This window comes from Stenotrophomonas nitritireducens (genome assembly GCF_050984405.1).
In the GTDB taxonomy this organism is placed as follows: Bacteria; Pseudomonadota; Gammaproteobacteria; order Xanthomonadales; family Xanthomonadaceae; genus Stenotrophomonas; species Stenotrophomonas nitritireducens_B.
This window is the reverse complement of record NZ_CP158790.1, coordinates 2,922,117-2,945,242: the sequence shown is the minus strand read 5'-3', so window position 1 is coordinate 2,945,242 and position 23,126 is coordinate 2,922,117. Positions and strand designations below refer to the sequence as shown.

25 protein-coding genes and 1 pseudogene are annotated in these 23,126 nt (G+C 69.2%); 9 read left to right on the top strand and 17 right to left on the bottom strand.

The features are described 5' to 3' along the window. Window positions 1-64: 64 nt before the first annotated feature. Genes ABTV91_RS13135 through ABTV91_RS13125 form a run of 3 tightly spaced genes read left to right on the top strand, consistent with a single transcriptional unit; the run spans window position 65 to window position 2,564 of the window. Entirely contained in the window at window positions 65-835 is a 771-nt protein-coding gene (locus ABTV91_RS13135) for an NAD kinase (protein WP_433851834.1), read from the top strand. A 53-nt stretch (window positions 836-888) separates the two neighbouring features. After that, on the top strand, window positions 889-1,845 hold the full coding sequence (locus tag ABTV91_RS13130) for a 5'-nucleotidase (RefSeq protein ID WP_433851833.1): 957 nt from the start codon (window positions 889-891) through the stop codon (window positions 1,843-1,845). Further along, window positions 1,842-2,564, top strand: a complete 723-nt coding sequence (locus ABTV91_RS13125; RefSeq protein WP_433851832.1) for a fused MFS/spermidine synthase — start codon at window positions 1,842-1,844, stop codon at window positions 2,562-2,564. The genes ABTV91_RS13130 and ABTV91_RS13125 overlap by 4 nt, the downstream gene beginning before the upstream one ends. A gap of 68 nt (window positions 2,565-2,632) precedes the next feature. Here the strand turns inward: ABTV91_RS13125 and ABTV91_RS13120 are convergent, their stop codons facing one another. Continuing rightward, a complete protein-coding gene (locus ABTV91_RS13120; protein WP_433851831.1) occupies window positions 2,633-3,037 on the bottom strand; it encodes a hypothetical protein in 405 nt (134 codons plus the stop codon). Window positions 3,038-3,470: 433 nt separating this feature from the next. Between ABTV91_RS13120 and ABTV91_RS13115 the strand changes: the two genes are divergently transcribed. After that, the gene (locus ABTV91_RS13115) at window positions 3,471-3,683 is read left to right on the top strand and encodes a cold-shock protein (RefSeq protein WP_055764855.1); all 213 of its coding nucleotides are present in this window, start codon (window positions 3,471-3,473) and stop codon (window positions 3,681-3,683) included. A gap of 296 nt (window positions 3,684-3,979) precedes the next feature. Here ABTV91_RS13115 and ABTV91_RS13110 read toward each other — a convergent pair whose 3' ends face one another. The 15 genes from ABTV91_RS13110 to asnS form a co-directional block, all read right to left on the bottom strand. Next, a complete protein-coding gene (locus ABTV91_RS13110; protein ID WP_433851830.1) occupies window positions 3,980-4,123 on the bottom strand; it encodes a hypothetical protein in 144 nt (47 codons plus the stop codon). 28 nt (window positions 4,124-4,151) lie between these two features. Continuing rightward, window positions 4,152-4,409 carry a hypothetical protein gene (locus ABTV91_RS13105; protein ID WP_433851829.1) on the bottom strand — a complete coding sequence of 86 codons (258 nt, stop codon included), beginning with the start codon at window positions 4,407-4,409 and terminating at the stop codon, window positions 4,152-4,154. A gap of 571 nt (window positions 4,410-4,980) precedes the next feature. Then, a complete protein-coding gene (locus ABTV91_RS13100) occupies window positions 4,981-5,610 on the bottom strand; it encodes a dihydrofolate reductase family protein (RefSeq protein WP_433851828.1) in 630 nt (209 codons plus the stop codon). Window positions 5,611-5,769: 159 nt separating this feature from the next. Then, window positions 5,770-6,321, bottom strand: coding sequence for a DUF2939 domain-containing protein (locus ABTV91_RS13095; RefSeq protein WP_433851827.1), 552 nt, complete (start codon window positions 6,319-6,321; stop codon window positions 5,770-5,772). A 16-nt stretch (window positions 6,322-6,337) separates the two neighbouring features. Then, the gene (locus tag ABTV91_RS13090; RefSeq protein ID WP_433851826.1) at window positions 6,338-6,808 is read right to left on the bottom strand and encodes a hypothetical protein; all 471 of its coding nucleotides are present in this window, start codon (window positions 6,806-6,808) and stop codon (window positions 6,338-6,340) included. 75 nt (window positions 6,809-6,883) lie between these two features. Continuing rightward, on the bottom strand, window positions 6,884-7,570 hold the full coding sequence (locus ABTV91_RS13085; protein ID WP_433851825.1) for a DUF2461 domain-containing protein: 687 nt from the start codon (window positions 7,568-7,570) through the stop codon (window positions 6,884-6,886). After that, the gene (gene sbcB / locus ABTV91_RS13080; RefSeq protein WP_433851824.1) at window positions 7,567-9,006 is read right to left on the bottom strand and encodes an exodeoxyribonuclease I; all 1,440 of its coding nucleotides are present in this window, start codon (window positions 9,004-9,006) and stop codon (window positions 7,567-7,569) included. The genes ABTV91_RS13085 and sbcB overlap by 4 nt, the downstream gene beginning before the upstream one ends. 85 nt (window positions 9,007-9,091) lie before the next feature. Beyond that, a complete protein-coding gene (locus tag ABTV91_RS13075; RefSeq protein WP_433851823.1) occupies window positions 9,092-10,465 on the bottom strand; it encodes an FAD-dependent oxidoreductase in 1,374 nt (457 codons plus the stop codon). Window positions 10,466-10,483: 18 nt separating this feature from the next. Next, on the bottom strand, window positions 10,484-11,758 hold the full coding sequence (gene kynU / locus ABTV91_RS13070) for a kynureninase (RefSeq protein ID WP_433851822.1): 1,275 nt from the start codon (window positions 11,756-11,758) through the stop codon (window positions 10,484-10,486). Window positions 11,759-11,943: 185 nt separating this feature from the next. Continuing rightward, the gene (locus ABTV91_RS13065; protein ID WP_433851821.1) at window positions 11,944-12,459 is read right to left on the bottom strand and encodes a 3-hydroxyanthranilate 3,4-dioxygenase; all 516 of its coding nucleotides are present in this window, start codon (window positions 12,457-12,459) and stop codon (window positions 11,944-11,946) included. Between the two features lie 18 nt (window positions 12,460-12,477). Next, window positions 12,478-13,140, bottom strand: coding sequence for a carbonate dehydratase (gene can / locus ABTV91_RS13060; RefSeq protein WP_433851820.1), 663 nt, complete (start codon window positions 13,138-13,140; stop codon window positions 12,478-12,480). Window positions 13,141-13,211: 71 nt separating this feature from the next. Next, window positions 13,212-13,850 (bottom strand): FMN-binding negative transcriptional regulator, encoded by a 639-nt coding sequence (locus ABTV91_RS13055; protein ID WP_433851819.1) that lies wholly within the window; start codon window positions 13,848-13,850, stop codon window positions 13,212-13,214. Window positions 13,851-13,857: 7 nt separating this feature from the next. After that, complete coding sequence (locus ABTV91_RS13050; protein WP_433851818.1) at window positions 13,858-14,172, bottom strand: hypothetical protein; 315 nt, start codon at window positions 14,170-14,172, stop codon at window positions 13,858-13,860. Beyond that, entirely contained in the window at window positions 14,169-14,474 is a 306-nt protein-coding gene (locus tag ABTV91_RS13045) for a hypothetical protein (protein ID WP_433851817.1), read from the bottom strand. Before ABTV91_RS13045 ends, ABTV91_RS13050 begins: the two co-directional genes overlap by 4 nt. A gap of 108 nt (window positions 14,475-14,582) precedes the next feature. Continuing rightward, entirely contained in the window at window positions 14,583-15,977 is a 1,395-nt protein-coding gene (asnS, locus tag ABTV91_RS13040; RefSeq protein WP_433851816.1) for an asparagine--tRNA ligase, read from the bottom strand. A 147-nt stretch (window positions 15,978-16,124) separates the two neighbouring features. Between asnS and ABTV91_RS13035 the strand changes: the two genes are divergently transcribed. Beyond that, window positions 16,125-16,463, top strand: coding sequence for a HesB/IscA family protein (locus ABTV91_RS13035; protein ID WP_433851815.1), 339 nt, complete (start codon window positions 16,125-16,127; stop codon window positions 16,461-16,463). Between the two features lie 41 nt (window positions 16,464-16,504). On the opposite strand, the pseudogene ABTV91_RS13030 reads toward ABTV91_RS13035, so the two are convergent. Then, a pseudogene (locus tag ABTV91_RS13030) lies at window positions 16,505-17,721 on the bottom strand (MFS transporter). A gap of 249 nt (window positions 17,722-17,970) precedes the next feature. On the opposite strand from ABTV91_RS13030, the gene rpsF reads away from it, so the two are divergent. The 4 genes from rpsF to smc all read left to right on the top strand — a co-directional run bounded on the left by rpsF (window position 17,971) and on the right by smc (window position 23,090). After that, the gene (rpsF, locus tag ABTV91_RS13025) at window positions 17,971-18,402 is read left to right on the top strand and encodes a 30S ribosomal protein S6 (RefSeq protein WP_054666476.1); all 432 of its coding nucleotides are present in this window, start codon (window positions 17,971-17,973) and stop codon (window positions 18,400-18,402) included. 11 nt (window positions 18,403-18,413) lie between these two features. Next, window positions 18,414-18,644 carry a 30S ribosomal protein S18 gene (rpsR, locus tag ABTV91_RS13020; protein ID WP_054666474.1) on the top strand — a complete coding sequence of 77 codons (231 nt, stop codon included), beginning with the start codon at window positions 18,414-18,416 and terminating at the stop codon, window positions 18,642-18,644. Window positions 18,645-18,722: 78 nt separating this feature from the next. Continuing rightward, window positions 18,723-19,172, top strand: coding sequence for a 50S ribosomal protein L9 (rplI, locus tag ABTV91_RS13015; RefSeq protein ID WP_433851814.1), 450 nt, complete (start codon window positions 18,723-18,725; stop codon window positions 19,170-19,172). 414 nt (window positions 19,173-19,586) lie between these two features. Then, on the top strand, window positions 19,587-23,090 hold the full coding sequence (gene smc, locus ABTV91_RS13010; protein ID WP_433851813.1) for a chromosome segregation protein SMC: 3,504 nt from the start codon (window positions 19,587-19,589) through the stop codon (window positions 23,088-23,090). The last annotated feature ends 36 nt before the right edge of the window (window positions 23,091-23,126 follow it).

Below are 23,126 nucleotides of genomic sequence, written 5' to 3'. Positions count from 1 at the left end.
CCGGGCTGCCGCCGCACCGTTCGCCATTGCGGGTTATCCTCGGCAATCCCTACGGCAACCGACGATGGCCATGTCCCCCCGCATCGCCTTTCTCGCCAGCAGCACTGATGCCGCGCAGCAGGCGCGCGAACGCCTGGCCGTGCGCTACGGCGACCACGCGCCGGACGAGGCCGACGTGCTGTGCCCGCTGGGCGGCGACGGCTTCATGCTGCAGACGCTGCACCGCTACGGCAGCATGGGCAAGCCGGTGTTCGGCATGAAACTGGGTACGGTCGGCTTCCTGATGAACCACCATCGCGACGACGACCTGCTGCAGCGGCTGGCGCAGGCCGAGCCGGCGCACCTGCGCCCGCTGGAGATGATCGCGCGCACCGAGTCGGGCACCACGGTCGGCTCGCTGGCCTACAACGACGTGTCGATGCTGCGGCAGACGCGGCAGGCGGCGCACATCGGCATCGACCTCAACGGCCAGCAGCGCGTGGAAGAACTGATCTGCGACGGCGTGCTGGTCTCCACGCCGGCCGGCAGCACCGCCTACAACTATTCCGCGCACGGGCCGATCCTGCCGCTGGGCTCGAACACCATCGCGCTGACGCCGCTGGCACCTTACCGGCCGCGGCGCTGGCGCGGCGCCATCCTCAAGGCCGAGACCGAGGTGCGTTTCCGCGTGCTCGACCCCTACAAGCGGCCGGTCAGCGTCACCGCCGATTCGCACGAGACCCGCGACGTGGTCGAGGTGACCATCCGCGAGTCGCGCGAGCGGCAGGTGACGCTGCTGTTCGACCCCGAACACAATCTGGAAGAACGCATCCTCAGCGAACAGTTCATGTTCTGAGCGGATGCGCGCACGATGGATGCCGGCGACGGCAAAGGCAATGGATCAGGATCATGGGTGACAACTCTCCCAGGCTGTTGACGGTGGCGGTGACCTCGCGGGCGTTGTTCGACCTGGAGGAAGGGCATGCGCTGTTCGAGCGCGAGGGCGTGGAGGCCTACGCGGCCTACCAGCGCGAGCACGAGGACGACATCCTCAAGCCGGGCGTGGCCTTTCCGGTGGTGCGCAAGCTGCTGGCGCTGAACGACGGCGCGCCGGTGGAAACGCCGCGCGTGGAGGTGATCCTGCTCTCGCGGAACTCGGCCGATACCGGGCTGCGCATCTTCAACTCCATCCAGCACTATGGCCTGGGCATCGTGCGCGCCACCTTCACCGCCGGCGAGCCCACCTGGCCCTACGTAAAGCCGTTCGGCACCGACCTGTTCCTGTCCGCCAACCCCGAATCGGTGCGGCGCGCACTGGTGCACGGCATCGCCGCGGCCACCATCCTGCCGCGTGGGCCCGGCGAGGTGTCCGCCGCCGCCGCGGCCACCGATACCGGTCGCCCGCCGGCGCAGCTGCGCATCGCCTTCGACGGCGACGCGGTGATCTTCGGCGACGAAGGCGAGCGCATCTCGCGCGAGCACGGCGTGGAAGCTTTCGGCCGCCACGAACGCGAGAACGCGCACGAGCCGCTTAGCGGCGGGCCGTTCCGCAACTTCCTCTCGGCCCTGCATGCGCTGCAGGCCGCGTTCCCGGTGGGCGAGGAGGCGCCGATCCGCACCGCGCTGGTCACCGCGCGTTCGGCGCCGGCGCACGAGCGGGTGATCCGCACCCTGCGCGAGTGGGGCGTGCGCCTGGACGAGGCGCTGTTCCTCGGCGGCCGCCACAAGGGACCATTCCTGGAGGCGTTCGGCGCGGATATCTTCTTCGATGATTCGCAGCACAACATCGACAGCGCCCGCCAGCACCACAGCGTCGCCGCCGGCCACGTGCCGCACGGCATCGCCAACGCCTACCGCGTGGAATGAACGGCGGCGGAGGCGCCCACGTCCGCCGCACCTGGCGGCACGTGGAGCTGCAGTTCCATGGCGACGTGACCCAGACGCGCATGTCGCGCTGGTTCCCGCAGCGGCTGCACGTGGGCTACACCCGCACCATGCTCGCCGCGCTGTGGCTGCACCCGGCGCCGCGCCGCATCGGCATCATCGGGCTGGGCGGCGGCGCGCAGACCAAGTTCTGCCACCGCCACCTGCCGCAGGCGCGCATCGACGTGGCTGAGAACGATGCGGACGTGATCGCGCTGCGCGGCGAGTTCCAGATTCCGGACGACGACGCGCGGCTGCGCGTGGAATGCGTCGACGGCGCACGCTGGCTGCGCGCTCACCGGGGCGGTTTCGACCTGCTGCTGCTCGACGCCTACGACGCGCAGGGCATTCCAGCGGCGCTGTCCACCCAGGCGTTCTACGACGACTGCCGCGCTGCGTTGAGCGCCGACGGCGTCATGGCCAGCAACCTCTACGACACCGACACCCGCGCCCACCTGACGCGGCTACGCCGCAGCTTCGACGGCCGCGTGCTGAAGCTGGACGAGCCGGACATGAGCAACAAGGTGGCGATCGCCTGGAACGGCATGCCGCGGCCGGGCCCGGTCGATGCGGCGCTGGCCGCGTTGCCGTGGGGTGCACGCGGGCAGTTGCGGGCCGGCTTCCGTCGCCTGGCCGCCGCCTGGGACAGGTCCGGGTACTGACGGGACGGATCACGCCGCGCGCCTGGCCGCGTCCATCGTTCCGCAATGCGCTGCTGTCCGGAGGGCCGTCAATCGCCCCGTGGACGGCCATGGCTCCACAGCGACCGGAACGCGGATCGATGGCACCACGCCAGCACCAGCAGGTAGCCCAGGTGGAACGCGCCCCAGCCCAGGTTCTGGTTGAGGAAGGCATGGAAGATGAAGATGCCGGTCACCAGCGGCGCCAGGATCGCGATGCCGAGCGGGGCGGTCCTACGGAAGAACAGGCAGGCGCCGCCCACCAGGCAGACCGAGGCGATGAGCGGATCGACGATGCCGCTGTCGGTCAGCGCCGTGGTCAACGCCTTGGCCGCCGGCGTTTCCTTGTGCTCCGGCCACGACGTTCCGAACAGCCTGTACGAGAACCACGACACGCCGACATAGGTGTAGAAGAGCGCGTAGAGCCAGCGGGCGGGACGAATGATCCAGTTCATCGGTTTCCCCTTCGTTGGCCGCCTGCGTGGCGGCGGTGGCTGGAACGATGTGGCGGGCGATGCGTGGTTCCCCGGTAGCCGCGACGGGCACGGCCGGCAGGGCGCGCACGCCGTTGTCGCGGCCTTCGCGCAGGACCCCCGATCCCCGCCGTGTTGCCTGCCGCGCGGCCAACAGCTTATCGGCGGACTGTGGGAGGCGTCATCGGGGGCGGGCGCGTGTCCCGACAGCCCAGGCTGAACCGCAACTCCACCTGCATTTGCTTTGTGCGCAGGAAGTCTCTACGGTGACCGGGCTGAATTACAAGGGTCACCTTGAATCGTGGCCCGATGCTGTAGATGTCCTGTCTACACTGTTGCACCCGCTTCTCAATTCTCCTTGAACTCAGCGTCCTCGCCGCGAATGCGGCTTCATTCCGCAACAAGGAGCATTGAAATGTCCCAGTCCCAGTCCGGTACCGTGAAGTGGTTCAACGACGCCAAGGGTTTTGGCTTCATCACCCAGGATGGTGGTGGCGAAGACCTGTTCGTTCACTTCCGCTCGATCGAATCGTCCGGCTTCAAGTCGCTGCAGGAAGGCCAGAAGGTCACCTACGTGGCGGTGAAGGGCCAGAAGGGCATGCAGGCCGACCAGGTCCGCGTGGTCTGATCCGACCGGCAATCGGTTGATGAAAAGCCCGGCTCCGCGCCGGGCTTTTTCATTGCCCTGGATCGCCGCGTGCAATCCGGAAGAGGGCGGGGAGGCCTCGCCGCCCGGCAAGGGGGCGAGGCCGGTGGCTCATGTTTGGCCGCCTTCGGTTTTCGGCCCGCATGAACCGGGCGGCATGCTCATCCGCATCCGGGCGCGGAGGGAAAATCCACGACGCGGCTGTACGTCGTTCGCCAGCCCTGCGAAGTCGACGTCGATGGCGTCCACGCATGCGATGCATGGGCGTCCTGACGGCGTCACGAAGTGGGCGTGGCCCGGTCGGTGGCGTCGGCGGGTGAGGTGCCGGGGTCGGCACGCTTTTTGGCGAGTTTCTCTTCCTTCTGCTTTTTCTTGGCCAGCTCGCGCTGGCGCTTCTCGAATGAATAGTTGATCTTGGCCAAGGTCGTCGTCCGTTGGGGAGGGGAGGTTTCAGGCTTTTTTCGGGGGATTGCCCGTGGCAGCAGGTTCCGCCCTGCCACCCTGATCGGTCGGCGTGGATTTCACCGCTTGGGTCTTGCCGCGCAACGGGGTGTTGCCGAGCACCTCTATCTTTCCGCCTGCCTTGCCGAATGCGACCAGGTCTGCGGCGATGCGTTCACCGGTCAGCGGGCCGTGCGGGTGTGGGCCGGTGAAGGACGGGCTGGGTCTTTTCGACAGGGTGCTGCTGGATTTGCGGATGGTGCTCATCTTTTTTCCTCTTGCCAGTGTCGATTCGATGGCGCGGCTTGCGGATATGTGTGCTCACTGCGGACGGCCATGCCGTGGATCCTGCGATTCATCCTTCCGTCCGTATCGCGGGCGATGACCTGGCGGTCGCGAAGCCGCGTGGTCTCGCCATATCGCATGCACAGCGGCGGCCGTCTGGCATGTTGATGCGCCCGATGCGTCCTCCATGCACGTTGCGCAGCGTGGCGAACGCTTCCGGTGCATGCCCGCGGGCAAGGCGCGACCCGGCCGGCGGATGCCGCGGAGCGGATGTCGGGCCGGTACTGCTGACGCGGGGCCTGGCTTGTCGCAGGCGAATGTCCGGGCACATGAAGCTCCCGTTGAGCGACCGTCCGGAGGTGCCGGAACGGATGACGCAGGAAAGGGGAGCGAAGCGGGCAACTGCCTGGGCGGCTGCGCGGAGCGCGCGTGGCAGGCGTCGCCTGCACGGGCATGCTAGCACCGTGCGGGCGAGGGCGGTTTCACGCTTCCCGCAGGCCGGGCCCGCATCGCACCGACTGCGTCCGCAGCCGGTGCGGACCGGTGTCCTTCATTAGCCCTCCGGGCCGTTTCCCAAACGGGCCTGGCCAGCGACACCGTCCTTCCCGGCGTTCAACGGGCCGACCGCCCGGTAGCTGTTGAGCACGACGCCGGACGCCAGTGCCTGCACGCCCGCCAACTCGAACGATCGCGCCGGCGTCCCCTGCGCGAAGAAGCGCTTGCCGGTGCCGAGCAGCACCGGGTAGACGACCAGCATCACTTCGTCCACCAGCCCCTGCGCGAGCAGCGACGAGGTCAGCGTGGAGCTGCCGGAAACAATGAGGTCGCGTCCGGCCTTCGACTTCAGGCGGCGCACATCGCCGGCGAGGTCCGGCCCGATGCCCTCGGCCGGTCCCCAGGCAAGGCTTTCGGGGCGATGGGTGGCGACGTGCTTGGTCGCCGCGTTGAGGCTGTCGGCCAGTGGGCTGCGCGGCGCCCGCGGCCAGTAGTCCGACCAGAGGTCGTAGGTGCGGCGTCCGAGCAGCAGGTCGAAATCGCCGCCGTACGCGGCGGTGATCGCTTCGCGGCCGGCCGGGGTGCGGTAAGGCGCGGTCCAGTCGCTGAAGGGGAAATCGCCGTCGTCGGCGGAGTGCTGGATCACGCCATCCAGCGAGATGTGTTCGATGATCCTGAGTGTTCTCACGGTCCTGCTCCTGTCGGGGCTGCTGTCTGCCGGCCGTGGCCGGTGCGGGAGGAAGAGCGCGCGGTCGGAACCGGCACGCGCTTCATCAGCCACGACGTGCGACAAGGATGGAATTCGACAGGCGCTGCACCATCCGTTTCGTGCCGTTGGGCGCCGGCTTCAGCCCGGCGCGTCCAGCGGCAGCGCGATGTCGGTCAGCCGCCAGCGCAGCCCCTGCCGGCTCAGCACGAAGACCACTTCGCTGCCGTCGTCCAGTTGCCGGGTAGCGGTGAAGCGCGACAGCGATTCGTAGCGCCCGTGCGCGCCCTGCAGCGGCCGCGCGGGTGCCGGCGGGCCCCAGGTGTCGCCATCGGCGGTATCGCCGGTAGCGCGCTTCCATACGCCATGGCCCTGCAGCAGGGCGGCGATGCCGGCGGGCGTGACCATCACGTCCACCGCCGCGCCGGTCAGGCGGCCGGCCACGCCCAGTGCCACGGCGCCGAACAGGCTGGACTGCAGGTCGCTGCCGGCGCGCCGCACCAGTTGGTCGTCGAGCTGCGCCTTGAGGTTGACCCGCAGCGCGGGGAAATCAACGTAACGCGAAAGCCGCGCCGCATCGCGCTGTTCGATCGCCTTGCCGATGCCGTGGATCGCCAGCCATGGGCCGGCCGCCACGTAGCCGGCGAGCAGCACCAGCAGGACGGCGACGGTGGGCAGCAGCCATTTCTTCATCGACGCGCTCCGCGGCTCAGGCCGGCAGGTCGGGGTGGGATTCGGCCCAGCGCCGCAGCATCACCAGGGTCTCGGCCCAGGCCTGGCTGCAGAAACCGAAGAATTCGCTGTCCGGGTTCCAGCCCAGCTGCTGGAACTCCAGCACCGTCATCGGCTCGCCCTCGTGCGGCAGGCCGCGCCAGGCGCCGGGGCTGGCGCGGCGCGACAGCTCGAAGCGGATCTCGGTGCCGGTCCAGGCCGAGGCCGGGCTCTGCGCCGGGTGCCGGCTGATCACTTCCCAGCGCACGCGCTGCGTGGAGGCTTCCAGTACCTTCATCGCCACCACGCCATGCGCCGACCCGGGGTTGTGGCTGATCACCGTCGCGCCATCGATCGTGCTGGCGGTGTGGGCGACCCACCAGCGGCCCAGTCCCTCGGCCGTCGCCAGCCCGGCGTGCACGGTGGCCAGCGGTGCGTCGATCCAGATCTGGTGGTGGATGGCGGCCATGGCGGCGGCTCCGTTGGGCGGTTGCCGGCTAGGGTGCCGCAAATCCGCGGGCGGGGCGTGAATCCCGGCGCGCCGTCAGAACTCCAGGTCCAGCGCCGCGCACAGGTAATCGACGAAGGGGCCGAGCGCGGCCAGGTCGGCGGCCAGGGTCTGGCGCAGGCGCGGGCCGGTCATGGCGCTGTCGTCCAGCGCGCGCCACAGCACCCAGTTGCGGTGCTTGAGGTCGTCGATGAACTCGAAATCGGCGGGGAAGCCGCGCGGCGGGCGCACCAGCTTCTCGCTGGTCTCGAACGCGTAGCGCCGGCGCGTGGCCGGCGCGTGCGCGGCGGCTTTCCAGCTGCCGGGGTTGTCGAGGATGAACTGACGGATGCGGCGCTGCGTGTCCGGTTCCGGGTGCCAGATGCCGGCGCCGACGAAGCTTTCGCCCGGCGCCAGGTGGATGTAGTACGACGGCGCCGGTACCTGCTTGCGGCGCTCGTGGAACAGCCGCGCGCCCTGCCAGGTCTTGTACGGGGTCTTGTCGCTGGAGAAGCGCGAGTCGCGGTAGATGCGGAACAGCGAGCCGCCGACGGTGCGCGGATCGGCGCGGAAATGTGCGCTGACCTGCGCCAGGTCCGGCTGCAGGTCGGCGATCAGGCGCAGGAACGGCTGCCGCACGTGTTCCTCGTACTGGTGCTTGTGCGCGGCGAACCACGGCTTCTCGTTGTGGCGGGCCAGGGCGCGCAGGAACTTGAAGCTGGCGTCGCTGAAATAGGCGGTCATGGTGTTTCCTGCAGGGTGTGGCGCCACTGCTCCAGGGCGTCGAGCAGTGCCAGCGAAGCGGGATTGTCGTGGTGTTCGCCGCGCAGCGCGCTGATCTGCGCCAGGTATTCGTCCATCGTCTGTTCGGCCATGCCCGGCGTGGTGAAGCGACGCTGGCGATAGTCGTCCCAGCGCGCCCGCTCGCCGGCGTCCAGCGTCCGCGGGTGGTTGCGCGCGCGGTAGCGGAACAGCAACTCCGGCAGGCGCGGATCGCGGAAATTCCCGGCCATGCCGGCCAGCGCGTCGGGCGGGCAGGCACGCACGCGCGCCAGCTGGGCACGGTCGCCATCGGCGAGAAAGCCGTCGTACAGCGCGCCATCGGCATCGGGCGGACCCTCGGCCGGACGCTCGCGGGCGAACACCCGGCGCACTTTCTCGGCCAGTTCGGGGCCATGCGCGCGCAGCTGCGCGGCGCGCGTTTCCATCGCCGCCGGGTCGATGCACAGGCGCTCGAAATCGGGCGCGCGCAGGTGGTTCCAGGCGACCAGCGCCGGCACCTTGTTCAGGTGCACTTCCTTGAGCGGAATGCGCTGCTGGCCTTCGGGCAGGTCGGCGGCGCGGGTGTACAGGCGCTGCGCGATCTCCTCCACGGACAGGTCCAGCAGCGCCTGCGGATCGCCATCCAGGTCGAACACGATCACCCGGTTGCCGATGTGCGGGTGCGTGGCCAGCGGCAGCACCGGCGCGGCGCACAGGCGGCTGGCGGGGTAGCGCATCGAGATGTGCAGCGCCGGCTGCATCGCCACCACGTCCAGCAGGCCGGCGACGAAACGCTTGTCGCGCAGCTTCAGTGCGTAGTCCCACATGCGCGGTTGCGCCTGGCGGAACTTCCGCGCCATGCCGATGGTGGCGTACACGTCGGACAGCGCCTCGTGCGCGTCGCCTTCGCGCACGTCGTTGGCCAGGGCCAGGTGTTCGAGCTTGAACGAGGTGGCGCCGTCCTCGCGCTGCGGCCAGTGGATGCCGTCCGGGCGCAGCGCGTGCACCAGCCGCAGCATGTCCAGCAGGTCCCAGCGCGAATTGCCGCCGCGCCACTCGCGCTCGTAGGGATCGAAGAAATTGCGGAACAGGCCGTGGCGCACGAACTCGTCGTCGAAGCGCAGGGTGTTGTAGCCCAGCGAACAGGTCTGCGGGCGCGCCATCAGCTCGTTGATGCGGGCGAACGCTTCGGCCTCGCTCACGCCTTCGGCCAGCGCGCGCTGCGGCGTGATGCCGGTGATCAGCGTGGCGATGGGCGAGGGCAGCAGGTCGTCGGCCGGCTTGACGAAGAAGCTGACCGGCTCGTCGACTACCTGCAGCTGCGCGTCGGTGCGCACCGCGGCGAACTGCGCGATGCGGGTGCGGCGCGGGTCCTGGCCGAAGGTCTCGAGGTCGTAGAACAGGAAAGTGTCTGGCATGGGGCTTACCGTCGGACTGCCGTTGCCGCCGGCCCTGGCGAGGGCGGCACTCCCTGTCGAACAGGGCGCTGGAGGGCAGGGATCATCAGTGCGCTCCCTCCAGCACCGGTAACTGCGCGTGGATGGTTTTCTCCAGCGCGGCCCAGTCGATGCGCTCCAGCGTGGCGTGGCCGGCCGTGGCCTCGGCGAGGATGCGCTGCTGCAGCCGCGTGCGTTCCAGCGCCACCGCGTAAGGCGTGTGCAGGAAGGTGACCATGGTGTAGTGCGGCACGAACCGCGTCGGCCAGCGCCGCTGCAGCTCCTGCTCCAGTTCGCGCTGCAGCAGGAAGGCCGGGTCGGCGACGTGGTCGCGCATCTCCAGGTAGTTGTCCAGCGCCATCTGCTGGATCGCCGCGGCGTTGGGCTTGCGTTCGGCCTCGAACGCGGCAAAGGCCTGCGTGGTGTCCTCGTGCGTTTCCAGCAGCTCGGCCAGCGCGACGCAGTCCTCGAAGGCGCAGTTCATGCCCTGGCCGTGGAACGGCACCATCGCGTGCGCCGCGTCGCCCAGCAGCACCGCCTTGCCGCCCAGGCGCCAGCGGTCCAGGTACAGGGTGCCGAGCAGGCCGGGCGGGTGCTGCTCCCAGTCGCGGCGCAGGTGCGGGATCAGCGGCAGCGCGTCGGCGAACTCGCGTGCGAACAGCGCCTCGGCCTCGGCGCCGCTGCGCACCGTGGCGAAACTCGGGTTGCCCTCGTTGGGCAGGAACAGGGTGACGGTGAAGGTGCCTTCGTCGTTGGGCAGGGCGATGCACATGTAGCGGCCGCGCGGCCAGATGTGCAGCGCGTTGGCCTCGATCTGGAAGCCGTTGTCGGCGCCGGGCGGGATTTCCAGCTCCTTGTAGGAGTGGTCGAGGAACTCGGTGCGCTCACCCAGCGGCGACTTGCGGTTCATTGCCGCGCGCAGTGCCGAGCCGGCGCCATCGGCGCCGACCAGCGGCGAATCGAAGTGGATGTCGTGCGGCTGGTCGTCGCGGTCGTCGATGAAACGCGCGTAGCCGGCATCGAAATCCACCGTATGCAGGCGGCGGTGGAAGTGGAAGCGGGCGCCGGCCTCTTCGGCAAGCTGCAGCAGGGTGACGTTGAGGTCCTTGCGGTGCACCGACCAGATAACTTCGCTGTCGTCGCGGCCGTAGCGCTGCAACTGGGCCGCTCCGCCGTCGCGCGGGTGCACCATGCGCCCGCGCATCATCACCGTGCGCGCCATCACCGCGTCCTCCACGCCGGCCTGGCGCAGCGCGTTGCGGCCGCGCTCGGCCAGCGCGAGGTTGATCGAACGGCCGCTTTCGTAGTCGGCCACGCGCGGGTCGCCGCGGCGTTCGTAGACGGTGATGCGCCAGCCGCGGCGCGAGAGCAGGATGGCTAGCAGGGAGCCGGCCAGGCCGGCGCCGATCAGGGTCAGGTGACGCGTGGGGGAAACGCTCAAGTCATTGCTTCCGATGGATCAGGGGCCGGCCCAGGCTTCCACTTCCTCGACGAAGCGCAGCACGTCGCGGTAGCGGTTGTACAGGGGGGTCGGGGAAATGCGGATCACGTCCGGCTCGCGCCAGTCGCCGAGCACGCCGACCGACTGCAGGTACTCGAACAGCGAGCGGCCCTGTTCGCGGCCGCCGCTCACGCGCAGCGACAGCTGGCAGCCGCGGCGCTCCGGCTCGGCGGGCGTGACGATCTGCAGCACGCTGGACAGACGCGCGCGCACCAGCGTTTCCAGATAGCCGGTCAGCTGCAGCGACTTGGCGCGCAGCGCGTCCATGCCGGCCTGGTCGAACAGCTCCAGCGAGGCGCGCAGCGGCGCCAGCCCCAGTACCGGCGGGTTGCTCAGCTGCCAGCCTTCGGCGCCGAGTTCGGGCACGAATTCCGGCGCCATGCGGAAACGCGTGGCCTGCTCGTGGCCCCACCAGCCGGCAAAGCGCGGCAGCGTGGTGTCGCGGGCGTGGCGCTCGTGTACGAAACAACCGGCGACCGCGCCCGGGCCGCCGTTGAGGTATTTGTAGTGGCACCACACCGCGAAATCGGGAGCGACGTCGTGCAGCGACAGCGGCACGTTGCCGACCGAGTGGGCGAGGTCGAAGCCGATGTTGGCGCCCTGCGCGCGCGCCAGCCGGGTGATCGCGTCCAGGTCGAACGCCTGCCCGGTGCGGTACTGCACGCCGGGCCACAGCACCAGCGCCACGCGCTTTCCATGCTCGGCGATGGCGCGTTCGATCGCCGCCATCGACAGCGTGCCGTTGGCCTCGTCCGGCTGCACTTCGATCAGGTCGGTGGCCGGGTCGAAACCGTGGAAACGGATCTGCGCCTCGACCGCGTGGCGGTCGGTGGGAAAGGCGCCGGCTTCCATCAGGATCGCCGGGCGCTCGCGCGTGGGCCGGTAGAAGCTGACCATCATCAGGTGCAGGTTCACGCTCAGCGTGTTCATCGCCACCACTTCCACCGGCTGCGCGCCGACCACGCGCGCCAGCGGGTCGCGTACCAGGCGGTGGTAGTTCATCCAGTGGGTGGGACCGGTGAAGTGGCCCTCGACCGCGATGCGCGCCCACAGTTCCATCACTTCCTGCACCATCGCCTGCGCGCCGCGCGGCTGCAGGCCGAGCGAGTTGCCGACGAAGTAGGCCTGGTCGGCGCCCTGGTGCTGCGGGAACAGGAATTGGCCGCGCAGGTGGCGCAGCGGATCGGCCGCATCGAGCGCGGCGGCGTGGGCAGGGGACAGGAGTTCGTTCATCGGGGGCGCGCATTGAAGTGTGGCCGCAGTGTACCGCCGGCCCGCGGCATGCGGTCGCAGGAGCGGCTTCAGCCGCGATGGTGCTTTGCTGGCCGAGCCATTCGTCGGGCAAGCCCCATCGCGGCTGAAGCCGCTCCTACGGGGTGCGCACGGTGGCGCGTTTTCGCGTGGCGGGGGCGCGGCGCTCAGCCCTGCGCCGGCAGCGGGTGCACCGCGCCGCAGTGCGCGCAGGTGCGGTGCTGCAGCGAGGAATGGAAGCGGTCGAACACCTTGGGCAGGTCGGTCTCGATGTTGCGCAGGTGGAAGAACTCCTCGTACAGCTTGTGGTTGCACTGTTCGCAGTGCCAGGCCACGCCGTCGAGTTCGTGCGGCAGGCGCTTGCGTTCGACCACCAGGCCGACGCCGCCGGGCGGTCGCCGCGGCGAATGCGGCACCCGCGCCGGCAGCAGGAAGATTTCGCCGGCGCGGATCGGGATGTCGCGTACCGCGCCGTCCTCCTGCACCTTGAGTACCATCTCGCCCTCGAGCTGGTAGAACCACTCCGGGCCTTCGTCGTAATGGAAGTCGGTGCGCGCATTGGGGCCACCGACCACCATGACGATGAAATCGCCGTTGTCGATCATCCTGTTGCCCACCGGCGGCTTGAGCAGGTGGCGGTTGTCCTCGATCCAGGCGTGCAGGTTGATCGGCGAGGCGAGCATGGTCGTTTCCGGTCCGGGTCAGTCGCGCCGGCCCTGGCGCGGAACGAAGGCCAGGGCACTCTCGTAGGCGGGCTTCAGGTCTTCGGGCGCGCCCACGTCGATGCCCATCTCGCTGACGCGGCCGTCCTTCAGGCTGTAGACCCAGCCGTGCACCATCAGCTTCTGGCCGCGCGCCCAGGCGTCCTCCACGATGGTCGAGCGGCACAGGTTGGCGACCTGCTCGATCACGTTCAGCTCGCACAGGCGGGCGTGCCTGAGCTCGTCGTCCTCGATCGCGTCGAGGATCGCCGAATGCTTCTGCACCACGTCGCCGACGTGGCGCAGCCAGTTGTCGGCCAGGCCGACGCGGGTGTTGTGCAGGCAGGCGTGCACGCCGCCGCAGCCGTAGTGGCCGACGATCAGGATGTGCTTAACCTTGAGCTGGTCCACCGCGTACTGCACCACGCTCAGGCAGTTCAGGTCGCTGTGCGCCACCACGTTGGCGACGTTGCGGTGCACGAACACCTCGCCGGGCGCCATGCCGATGATCTGGTTGGCAGGCACGCGCGAATCGGAGCAGCCGATCCACAGGTATTCCGGATGCTGCTGCTTGGCCAGCTGGTGGAAGAATTCGGGGTCTTCGCGGGCGATGCGGTCGGCCCATTCGCGGTTGTTCTGCAGCAGCCTGCGGATGTCTTTCATTTCGGGTGTTCCTGACGTCGATGGGGAGGAAGGCGCGGCCGCGCTGGCCGCGTCGTCGGGAAACGGGGCGCTCAGTCGCCGGTGGCGGCCTGTTCGCGCTGCCGGCGCATCCACTGCGCCAGCTCATGGGAAGCGGGGTCCGGCAGCCGTTCCAGGGCGGCGATCACCGCCTGCTGGTTGGCGTCCGGGTGGTTCTGGCTCAATTTCAGTTTGATCTGGACCTGTTCGACCTGGAAGCGGAAACCGACGATGCCGCGCAGCTGGCGGCGCTGGTCGTCGCGCTCCGGTTCGAAGCGCCAGTCCTGGCCGACGCTGGCCTCGAACCGCGCGCTGAGCGCGCCGACTAGCGCCGCCAGCGCGTCCTCGTCGTCGAAGGGTTCCAGGTGGCCGCGCAGCTCGGCGCTGGCATAGTTCCAGGTCGGCACGCGCGCGGCGGTTTCCTTGTCCGGATACCAGCTCGCCGACACGTACCCATGCGGGCCATCGACCAGCACCTTGGCGACGCCGGCGTGGCGCGCCTGCGGGTTCGCCCGGGCCCAGTGGCCGAGCAGTTCGATGCGTTCGCCGTCGCGCTGGTACAGCACCGGCAGCCGGGTCAGTTCGGGCAGTCCGTCGGCGCCGGTGGTCAGCACGGTGACGAACGGATCGCGCTCCAGCAGGCGATCCAGCCAGACCAGATCATGCTCGGCGAAGGCGCGTGGGGTGAACATCGGCCGGTCAGGCGCGCCCACCCAGCGACTGCACCATGCGTCCGCGCAGTTCGGCGTCGCTGGCCGCCCGCGGCGGCTGCACCTCGTGCAGCGAGAAGCCGCGCGCCAGCGCGTCTTCCTCGTCCAGCCCGTCCCAGGCGACGAACTCGGCGTCGAACAGCTGCGCGCGCGCGGTGTCCTCGCTGTCGTAGCTCAGGGTGTTGCCGTCGCTGTCCAGCACCTCGGCGGTGCCGGCCGGGCGCACGCGCAGGCGCGCCCAGACCAGCGTCGTGCCGAGGCTGGCCAGCCACCACTGGTCGGCGGAAGTGTCGATGTCGTTCATTTCATTACCAGGGAATAGAGCCAGAGCAGGCCGGCCATGCCCAGCCCGAACCAGATCACGCACAGCGCGATCCGGGCGGGAGTGGCCAGGCCGCTGAGCGCGCGGTCGCCGAGCGCGTGGTAGCGGCCGCCGACCAGCCAGCGCAGGGCCTTGCCGTCGAGGAAGGCGAAGTCGCCGAAGCCACCGGCCACCGTCGGGTGGCGGTCGCGCACATGCACCAGGGTCAGCGGCCAGAAGATCAGGAACGCACTGAACCCGGCGATGGCCACGCCGACGAAGCACAGGGCGAGGAAGAGCGTCATGATTGAAGCAGGAACGAGTGGAGAGGAACGAGAAACGAGAGAAGGGCGCGTCTGCGCGCTGATCCGGCTTTTACTCGTTTCTCGTTTCTCATCACTCGTTCCTCGCTGTCAGAATTCCGCCGAGCCCGGCGCGCGCGGGTAGGGGATGGCGTCGCGGATGTTGGACAGGCCGCAGACGTATACCACCAGCCGCTCGAAGCCCAGGCCGAAGCCGGCGTGCGGCACCGAACCGTAGCGGCGGAAATCGCGGTACCACTGGTAGTGCTCCGGATCCAGGCCGAACTGCGCCATGCGCGCATCGAGGATGTCCAGGCGCTCCTCGCGCTGGCTGCCGCCGATGATCTCGCCGATGCCCGGGGCCAGCACGTCCATCGCCGCGACGGTCTTGCCGTCGTCGTTCAGGCGCATGTAGAAGGCCTTGATGTGCTCGGGGTAGTTGGTGACCACCACCGGGCGGCCAACGTGTTCCTCGGTCAGCCAGCGCTCGTGTTCGGTCTGCAGGTCCAGGCCCCATTCGACCGGGTAGTCGAACTTCCGGCCGGACTTCTGCAGCAGGCTGACCGCATCGGTGTATTCGATGCGCTCGAACGGCGCGTTGACGAAGGTTTCCAGGCGGGTGATGGCGTCCTTCTGCACGCGTTCGGCGATGAAGGCCATGTCGTCGGCACGCTCGTCGAGCACCGCGCGGAACAGGTACTTGAGGAACTCTTCGGCCACGCGCGCGTCCTCGGCCAGGTCGGCGAAGGCGATTTCCGGCTCCACCATCCAGAATTCGGCCAGGTGGCGGGTGGTGTGGCTGTTCTCGGCGCGGAAGGTCGGGCCGAAGGTGTAGACCTTGCTCAGCGCCAGGCAGTAGGCCTCGACGTTGAGCTGGCCGGACACGGTCAGGAAGGTTTCCTTGCCGAAGAAGTCGCGGCTGAAGTCGATGGCGCCGTCCCCGCCGCGCGGCAGGTTGGCCATGTCCAGCGTGGAGACGCGGAACATCTGGCCGGCGCCTTCGGCGTCGGAGGTGGTGATGATCGGCGTGCTGATCCAGTAGTAGCCGTTCTCGTGGAAATAGCGGTGCACCGCCTTGGCCAGGCAGTCGCGGATGCGGGTGACCGCGCCGAACAGGTTGGTGCGCGGGCGCAGGTGCGCCACTTCGCGCAGGAACTCCGGCGACATCGGCTTGGGCTGGATCGGGTAGGTCAGCGGGTCCTCGACCCAGCCGACGATCTCCAGGCTCTGGCCCTGGATCTCGAAGCTCTGGCCCTTGCCCTGCGACTTGACCAGCTTGCCGCTGGCGACGACCGAGCAGCCCGGGGTCAGGCGCTTGATGTCGTCGAAATTGGCCAGCGCGTCGGTGGCCACGACCTGGATCGGAGCGAAGCCGGAGCCGTCGCTGACATTGACGAAGGCCAGCCCGTTGGAGGCACGGACCGTGCGAACCCAACCGCGAACCGTGACTTCTCCGCCTTCCGGGATCTTCCCGGCCAGGGCGTGCGCAACGCTGACCACCGTCATGACTTGAATCCTCTGCTGATCGACTCGATCTGTGAACACGGAATTCTAGCGGCTGCGCGGCCGGACAGGCGAGGAATCCGCCATCCGGGGCCGGTACAGCCGGGTTTTCCTATAATCGCCCCCGCAATCTCCCGGAGTCGCTCCCCCATGGCCATCCACCTCACTCCCGTCGCCTTCGCCCGCGTCCAGCGTTTCGTCGAGCAGACCCCCGGCGCGCTGGGCCTGCGTTTCGGCGTGACCCGCACCGGCTGCTCGGGCTGGGGCCACATCACCGACCTGGCGCGCGAACAGCGCGAGGACGACACGGTGTTCGAGCAGGATGGCGTACGCATCTTCGTCGACGCCGACAGCCTGGCCCTGGTGGACGGCACCGAGATCGACTTCGGCAAGCAGGGCCTGGGCGAGACCTTCACCTTCAAAAACCCCAACGCCACCGCCGAGTGCGGCTGCGGCGAGAGCTTCACCACCGACGACAGCCACCGCTGACGAAAGCCACCCCGCTGAGGCGGAGTGGCCGCGCCCGCGGCTCAGCGGCAGCAGGCCAGCGTCCGCGCCGCGCGGCGGCGGTCCAGCCGGATCGCCACGACCCACAGCAGCAGCAGCCCGCCGCGGCGGTGGCCGCGCCCACGTAACCGGTGGAGGCGTGGCCGAAGCCGGCGCCGATCGCCATGCCGCCCAGCCACGGGCCGAGCGCGTTGGCGGTATTGAACGCGGCGTGGTTGGAGGCCGCCGCCAGGGTCTGCGCCTCGCCGGCCGCATCCATCAGCCGGGTCTGCAGGGCGACGGCGAGCGCGCCCATGGTGCCGACCGCGATGATCGCCGGGGCCATGGCCCAGCCCGAGCGGGCGGCCAGCGGGAACAGCATCAGCACCAGGATCGACCACGCCAGCAGCACGCCGGCGGCGCGGAACTGCAGGCGGTCGACCAGCCAGCCGCCGGCCACGTTGCCGATGATCGCGCCCACGCCGAACAGGCCCACCGCCACCGGCATCCAGCGCTCGTGCACGCCGGTGACGTTGACCAGGGTCGGCGCGAGGTAGGTGAACACGCAGAACATGCCGGCGAAACCGATCGCACCGATCGCCAGCGCCAGCCATACCTGCGGGCGGTTGAAGGCGCGCAGTTCGCGCATCGGCGTGGTGCGGACCTCGTCTGGGTCCGGGCGCAGGTGGCGCGCCACCATCGCCACCGTGGCCAGCGCCAGCAGGCTCACCAGGGCGAAGGCGGTGCGCCAGACGAACTGCTGGCCGAGCCAGGTGGTCAGCGGGTTGCCCACCAGGATGGCGATGGACAGGCCCAGCAGCACCCGAGAAACCGCGGCGCCGCGCTGCTCGGGCGGGCTGATCGAGGCGGCCACCAGCATCGCCACGCCGAAATAGGCGCCGTGCGGCAGGCCGGCCACGAAGCGGGCCAGCAGCATGGTGGCGTAGTTGGGCGCCAGGGCGCTGGCCAGGTTGCCGGCGGCATAGAAGCCCATCAGCCAGAGCAGCAGGGTGCGGCGGCTGACGCCGGCGCCGGCGAAGGCCAGCAGCGGCGCGCCGACCACCACGCCGATGGCGTAGGCGCTGATCAGGTGGCCCACCTGGGCCTCGCTGATCGCCAGCCCACGGCTGATTTCCAGCATCAGGCCCATGCTGGCGAATTCGCTGGTGCCGATGGCGAAGCCACCCAGCGACAGGGCCAGGAGGATGAGGGTGCGTTGCCGCGGGTTCAGCGTCGCGGCCAGGGAGGAGGAAGAGGGCAAGGCGTATCCGGAGGGGCGTGGAAACGGTTACGCATTGTACTGCTGCGTTGCAGCATGAAAATCCCGGGCGGGGTGCCGCCCGTCGAACGCAGCGTTCAGCCGGGGAGAGCGGGCGACTTGTCCGGAACCGGCGCGCAGTGGATAATGCGCGGCTCCCTGCGCCCCTGGTGCAGGGGTCCTTGCCCCACCGCGTTGCATGGCGGGGGGCTGTCCGGCCCGAAAGGGCTACATCCGAAAGGTAGAAAAAACATGAGTCGTCATTACGAAGTCGTGTTCCTGGTCCACCCGGACCAGAGCGAGCAGGTCCCGGCCATGGTCGAGCGCTACAAGGCGCTGGTCGAGGGCGGCAATGGCAAGATCCACCGCCTGGAAGACTGGGGCCGCCGTCAGCTGGCCTATCCGATCCAGAACCTGGTCAAGGCCCACTATGTTCTGATGAACATCGAAGCCGACCAGTCGGTGCTGAACGAACTGACCGAAAGCTTCCGCTTCAACGACGCCGTGCTGCGCAACCTGGTCATCAAGCGTGACGAGGCCGAGACCGAGCAGTCGCTGATCATGAAGAGCAAGGACGAGAAGGGCGACAAGCCCGAGCGTGGCGAGCGCCGTCGTCGTGACGACGAAGAAGCTGCCAATTCCAACAATGAAGAAGCCGGCGACGACGCCGCCTCTGCCGAATAAGGAGTCAGCTCATGTCCAAGTTCTTCCGTCGCCGCAAGTTCTGCAAGTTCACGGCTGAAGGTGTGAAGGAGATCGACTACAAGGATCTCAACACCCTGCGCCAGTACCTGACCGAGAACGGCAAGATCGTGCCGAGCCGCGTCACTGGCACCAAGTCCAAGTACCAGCGTCAGCTGTCCACGGCGGTCAAGCGCGCCCGTTTCCTGGCGCTGATCCCGTACACGGACAACCACGACGTCTGATACGTCCACACCGTCCATTCGGACAGCAAGCGTTGCGGTGTCCCCCGGGGCATCGCTAACGAATAACGGAGCAAGAAAATGAAGCTGATTCTTCTGCAGAAGGTGACCAACCTGGGCAACCTGGGTGACCTGGTCGACGTGAAGCCGGGCTACGGCCGCAACTTCCTGGTGCCGCACGGCAAGGCCGTGCCGGCCACCGAAGCCAACGTCGCCGCCTTCGAAGCCAAGCGCGCCGAGTACGAAGCCAAGGCCAAGGCCTCGCACGACGACGCCGAAGCCCGCGCCGCCAAGTTCGCCGACGCCAGCGTCACCATCGGCGCCCACGCGTCGACCGAAGGCAAGCTGTACGGCTCGGTCGGCCCGCGCGACATCGCCGAGGCCTTCACCGCCGCCGGCCTGCCGCTGGAAAAGAGCGAAGTCATCCTCGGCGAAGGCGCCTTCCGCGCTGTCGGCGAATACGATGTCGTGCTCAAGCTGCACGCCGACGTGGAAGCCACCGTCAAGGTCATCGTCGAAGCCGACGCCTGATCCTTGCGGTTCGCGTAGTACCCGGAACGGGCGCCGCAAGGCGCCCGTTCTTTTTATCCCTTCCCCTGGGTGACAACCCGGCAGGACGACCGGGTTGCGCGGCGAAGCCGCCCGAAGGCCGAAGCACCGCGATGTGCCGGATGCAGGTACCCCGCTCGCGAGGCGGGATGCCGAAGCGGACGGCGAAGCCGGCCCGAAGGGCGTGCCGCAGGAGCGGCACGCAAGGGGCGGATGACGGTACAGGCGAAGCCTCGTGCAGACGGATGTCGCAGGGCTGTACCCGTACGCTCACCCCGACCCTTCTCCCGCGGGGAGAGGGGCTTATACTGCCCGCGGACCGTTTTTCCCGCGCCCGATTCCCCGCAAAACCCAACGGTGCCACCCATCGGCCCGGCACTGGAACCCTGCTGCCCCATGCGTCTATCCACGATCAAGCTGTCCGGTTTCAAGTCCTTCGTCGATCCCACGACGCTGCACCTGCCGACCAACATGACCGGCGTGGTCGGGCCCAACGGCTGCGGCAAGTCCAACATCATCGACGCGGTGCGCTGGGTGATGGGCGAAAGCTCGGCCAGTCGCCTGCGCGGCGACTCGCTGACCGACGTGATCTTCTCCGGCTCGGCCGGGCGCAAGCCGGTGTCGCAGGCCACGGTCGAACTGATCTTCGACAACACCGACCACACCATCGCCGGCGAGTACGCCGCGTTCAACGAAATCTCGGTCAAGCGCCTGGTCAGCCGCGACGGCAGCAGCAACTACTACCTCAACGGCACCAAGTGCCGGCGCCGCGACATCACCGATCTGTTCCTCGGCACCGGCCTGGGGCCGCGCAGCTACTCGATCATCGAGCAGGGCATGATCAGCCAGATCATCGAGGCGCGGCCGGAAGACCTACGCGTCTACCTGGAAGAGGCCGCCGGCATCTCCAAGTACAAGGAGCGCCGCAAGGAGACCGAGACCCGCATCCGCCACACCCGCGAGAACCTGGACCGCCTGAACGACCTGCGCGAGGAAATCGGCAAGCAGCTCGAGCACCTGCGCCGCCAGGCGAGGCAGGCCGAGCAGTACCAGGCCCTGCAGGAAGAGCGCCGGGTCAAGGACGCCGAGTGGAAGGCGCTGGAATACCGCGGCCTGGACAGCCGCCTGGGTGGGCTGCGCGAAGCGCTGGCGCGCGAGGAAACCCGGCTGCAGCAGCTGATCGCCGAGCAGCGCGAGGCCGAGAGCCGCATCGAGACCGGGCGCATGCGCCGCGAGGAAGCGGCCGAAACGCTGGCGCGCGCGCAGGCCGACGTCTACCAGGTCGGCAGCACGCTGGCGCGGCTGGAACAGCAGATCCAGCACCAGCGCGAGATGGCGCAGCGCCTGCACAAGGCGCGCGACGAGACCCGCCAGGCCCTTGCCGAACTGGGCCAGCACATCAGCGGCGACGAGGCGCGGCTGATGGTGCTGCGCGAGGCGGTGGAGAACGCCGAGCCGCAGCTGGAACAGCTGCAGGAAGAAAACGAATTCCGCCAGGAAGGGCTGCGCGAGGCCGAGGCCGCGCTGCACGACTGGCAGCAGCGCTGGGAAGCGCACAACCGCAACACCTCCGAAGCCACCCGCTCGGGCGAAGTGGAGCGTACCCGCGTCGATTACCTCGACCGCCAGATCCTGGAGGCCGACCGCCGCCGCGAAGCGCTGGCGGCCGAGCGCGCCGGCCTCGACGTGGAGGCGCTGGCCGAGGCGTTCGAGCAGCTGCAGCTGCAGCACGAATCGCAGGCCGCGGCGCTGGACGAACTGAACGAACAGGTGGAACTGCGCAAGGAAAGCGCGGCGACGCTGCAGGAACGGCAGCGCGCCAGCCAGGCCGAACTGGCCGAAGTGCGCAAGCAGGCGCAGGCCGCGCGCGGCCGCCTGTCCTCGCTGGAAACCCTGCAGCAGGCCGCGCTGGGCCAGGAGCAGGGCGCCGCGGTGGCGTGGCTGAAGGCGCAGGGGCTGGATTCGGCCGCGCGCGTCGGCGAGCGCATTACCGTCGAGAGCGGCTGGGAAAACGCGGTGGAAAGCGCGCTGGGCCAGCTGATCGAAGGCGTGCTGGTCGATGCGCCCGAAGTGCTGGTCGATGCGCTGGGCGAACTGGGCGAAGGCCGCATCGCGCTGGTGTCCGGTGCCGCGGGCGATGCGGATTTCGCGCCGACCTCGCTGGCCGCGCGCGTGCAGGGGCCGCTGGCGATCCGTCGCCTGCTGGCGCGCCTGCATGGCGCCGAGGACCTGGCCGCCGCGCGCGAACTGCAGCAGCGGCTGGACGAAGGCGATTCGGTCATCACCCGCAACGGCGAGCGCCTGGGCGAGGGCTGGGTGCGGGTGTCGCGGCAGGGCGCGGCCAAGCAGGGCGCGCTGCTGCGCGAACGCGAGATCGTCACCCTGCGCGAGCAGATCGAAGGCCTGCAGGAGCGCGAGGGCGAACTCGAGCGCCAGCTCGGCGCGTTCCGCGACCAGCTGCTGGCCGCCGAGCAGCAGCGCGAGGAAGCGCAGCGGGCGCTGTACCAGGCGCATCGCGGCGTGTCCGAGCTGGCCGGTCAGATGCAGAGCCAGCGCGGCCGGCTGGAATCGGCGCGCACGCGCATCGAGCGCATCGAGAGCGAGCTGGGGCAGTTGCTGGAAGCGCTGGACACCAGCCGCGAGCAGGCCGGCGAGGCGCGCGTGCGCCTGGAAGACGCGGTGTCCAGCATGGGCGACCTGGAAACCACGCGGCAGGCGCTGGAGGGCGAGCGCCGCCAGCTGACCGAGGCGCGCGACCTGGCGCGTGATGCGGCGCGCAACGTGCGCGACAGCATGCACGCGCTGGCGCTCACCCTGGAATCGCAGCGCGCGCAGATCGCCTCGCTGTCGCAGGCGCTGGAGCGCATGAGCACCCAGCGCGGGCAGCTGGATTCGCGCCTGGGCGAACTGCACTCGCAGCTGGACCAGGGCGACACGCCGGTGCAGGCGCTGGAGGCCGAGCACCAGAACACCCTGGCCGAGCGCGTGCGCGTGGACCGGGTGCTGGCCGAGGCGCGCGCGCAGCTGGACGGCATCGACGCCGAGCTGCGCACGCTGGAGCAGACCCGCCACCAGCGCGACGAACAGGCGCTGGCGCAGCGCGAGCGCATTTCCCAGCGCAAGCTCGACCAGCAGGCGCTGGTGCTCAGCGCCGAGCAGCTGCAGGCGGCGGTGGAAAAGGCCGGCTTCGTGCTCGAGGACGTGGTCAACACCCTGCCCGGGGACGCGCGCATCGGCGAGTGGGAGCAGGCGGTGCAGCAGATCGACGCGCGCATGCGCCGGCTGGAACCGGTCAACCTGGCCGCCATCCACGAATACGGCGAGGCCTCGCAGCGTTCGGAATACCTGGAATCGCAGAACGTGGACCTGACCACCGCGCTGGAGACGCTGGAAGAGGCGATCCGCAAGATCGACCGCGAGACCCGCGGCCGTTTCAAGGACACCTTCGACCGCGTCAACGCCGGCGTGCAGGCCCTGTACCCGCGCCTGTTCGGCGGCGGCCACGCCTATCTGGAACTGACCGGCGAGGACCTGCTCGATACCGGCGTGACCATCATGGCGCGCCCGCCGGGCAAGCGCGTGTCCAGCATCTCGCTGCTGTCCGGCGGCGAGAAGGCCATGACCGCGGTGGCCCTGGTGTTCGCCATCTTCCAGCTCAACCCGGCGCCGTTCTGCCTGCTGGACGAGGTGGACGCGCCGCTGGACGAGGCCAACGTCGGCCGCCTGGCCAACATGGTCAAGGAGATGAGCGAAAAGGTGCAGTTCCTGTTCGTCAGCCACAACAAGGCGACGATGGAGGCCGCGCACCAGCTCTCGGGCGTGACCATGCGCGAGCCGGGCGTCAGCCGCCTGGTCAGCGTGGACCTGGAGGAAGCCGCGCGTTTGGCGGGCGCGGCCTGACGTGCCATTCTTTATCGACCTGAACACGTTGACCGG

What these genes read in the sequence shown, in the direction of transcription:
- can (WP_433851820.1), bottom strand. Translation starts at nt 13,140, where the DNA reads ATGAAAGACATCCGCAGGCTGCTGCAGAACAACCGCGAATGGGCCGAC.
- ABTV91_RS13120 (WP_433851831.1), bottom strand. Translation starts at nt 3,037, where the DNA reads ATGAACTGGATCATTCGTCCCGCCCGCTGGCTCTACGCGCTCTTCTAC.
- rplI (WP_433851814.1), top strand. Translation starts at nt 18,723, where the DNA reads ATGAAGCTGATTCTTCTGCAGAAGGTGACCAACCTGGGCAACCTGGGT.
- ABTV91_RS13065 (WP_433851821.1), bottom strand. Translation starts at nt 12,459, where the DNA reads ATGCTCGCCTCGCCGATCAACCTGCACGCCTGGATCGAGGACAACCGC.
- ABTV91_RS13125 (WP_433851832.1), top strand. Translation starts at nt 1,842, where the DNA reads ATGAACGGCGGCGGAGGCGCCCACGTCCGCCGCACCTGGCGGCACGTG.
- ABTV91_RS13115 (WP_055764855.1), top strand. Translation starts at nt 3,471, where the DNA reads ATGTCCCAGTCCCAGTCCGGTACCGTGAAGTGGTTCAACGACGCCAAG.
- smc (WP_433851813.1), top strand. Translation starts at nt 19,587, where the DNA reads ATGCGTCTATCCACGATCAAGCTGTCCGGTTTCAAGTCCTTCGTCGAT.
- ABTV91_RS13135 (WP_433851834.1), top strand. Translation starts at nt 65, where the DNA reads ATGGCCATGTCCCCCCGCATCGCCTTTCTCGCCAGCAGCACTGATGCC.
- kynU (WP_433851822.1), bottom strand. Translation starts at nt 11,758, where the DNA reads ATGAACGAACTCCTGTCCCCTGCCCACGCCGCCGCGCTCGATGCGGCC.
- ABTV91_RS13090 (WP_433851826.1), bottom strand. Translation starts at nt 6,808, where the DNA reads ATGGCCGCCATCCACCACCAGATCTGGATCGACGCACCGCTGGCCACC.
- ABTV91_RS13045 (WP_433851817.1), bottom strand. Translation starts at nt 14,474, where the DNA reads ATGACGCTCTTCCTCGCCCTGTGCTTCGTCGGCGTGGCCATCGCCGGG.
- ABTV91_RS13095 (WP_433851827.1), bottom strand. Translation starts at nt 6,321, where the DNA reads ATGAAGAAATGGCTGCTGCCCACCGTCGCCGTCCTGCTGGTGCTGCTC.
- ABTV91_RS13085 (WP_433851825.1), bottom strand. Translation starts at nt 7,570, where the DNA reads ATGACCGCCTATTTCAGCGACGCCAGCTTCAAGTTCCTGCGCGCCCTG.
- ABTV91_RS13055 (WP_433851819.1), bottom strand. Translation starts at nt 13,850, where the DNA reads ATGTTCACCCCACGCGCCTTCGCCGAGCATGATCTGGTCTGGCTGGAT.
- ABTV91_RS13035 (WP_433851815.1), top strand. Translation starts at nt 16,125, where the DNA reads ATGGCCATCCACCTCACTCCCGTCGCCTTCGCCCGCGTCCAGCGTTTC.
- asnS (WP_433851816.1), bottom strand. Translation starts at nt 15,977, where the DNA reads ATGACGGTGGTCAGCGTTGCGCACGCCCTGGCCGGGAAGATCCCGGAA.
- ABTV91_RS13105 (WP_433851829.1), bottom strand. Translation starts at nt 4,409, where the DNA reads ATGAGCACCATCCGCAAATCCAGCAGCACCCTGTCGAAAAGACCCAGC.
- rpsF (WP_054666476.1), top strand. Translation starts at nt 17,971, where the DNA reads ATGAGTCGTCATTACGAAGTCGTGTTCCTGGTCCACCCGGACCAGAGC.
- ABTV91_RS13050 (WP_433851818.1), bottom strand. Translation starts at nt 14,172, where the DNA reads ATGAACGACATCGACACTTCCGCCGACCAGTGGTGGCTGGCCAGCCTC.
- ABTV91_RS13130 (WP_433851833.1), top strand. Translation starts at nt 889, where the DNA reads ATGGGTGACAACTCTCCCAGGCTGTTGACGGTGGCGGTGACCTCGCGG.
- rpsR (WP_054666474.1), top strand. Translation starts at nt 18,414, where the DNA reads ATGTCCAAGTTCTTCCGTCGCCGCAAGTTCTGCAAGTTCACGGCTGAA.
- sbcB (WP_433851824.1), bottom strand. Translation starts at nt 9,006, where the DNA reads ATGCCAGACACTTTCCTGTTCTACGACCTCGAGACCTTCGGCCAGGAC.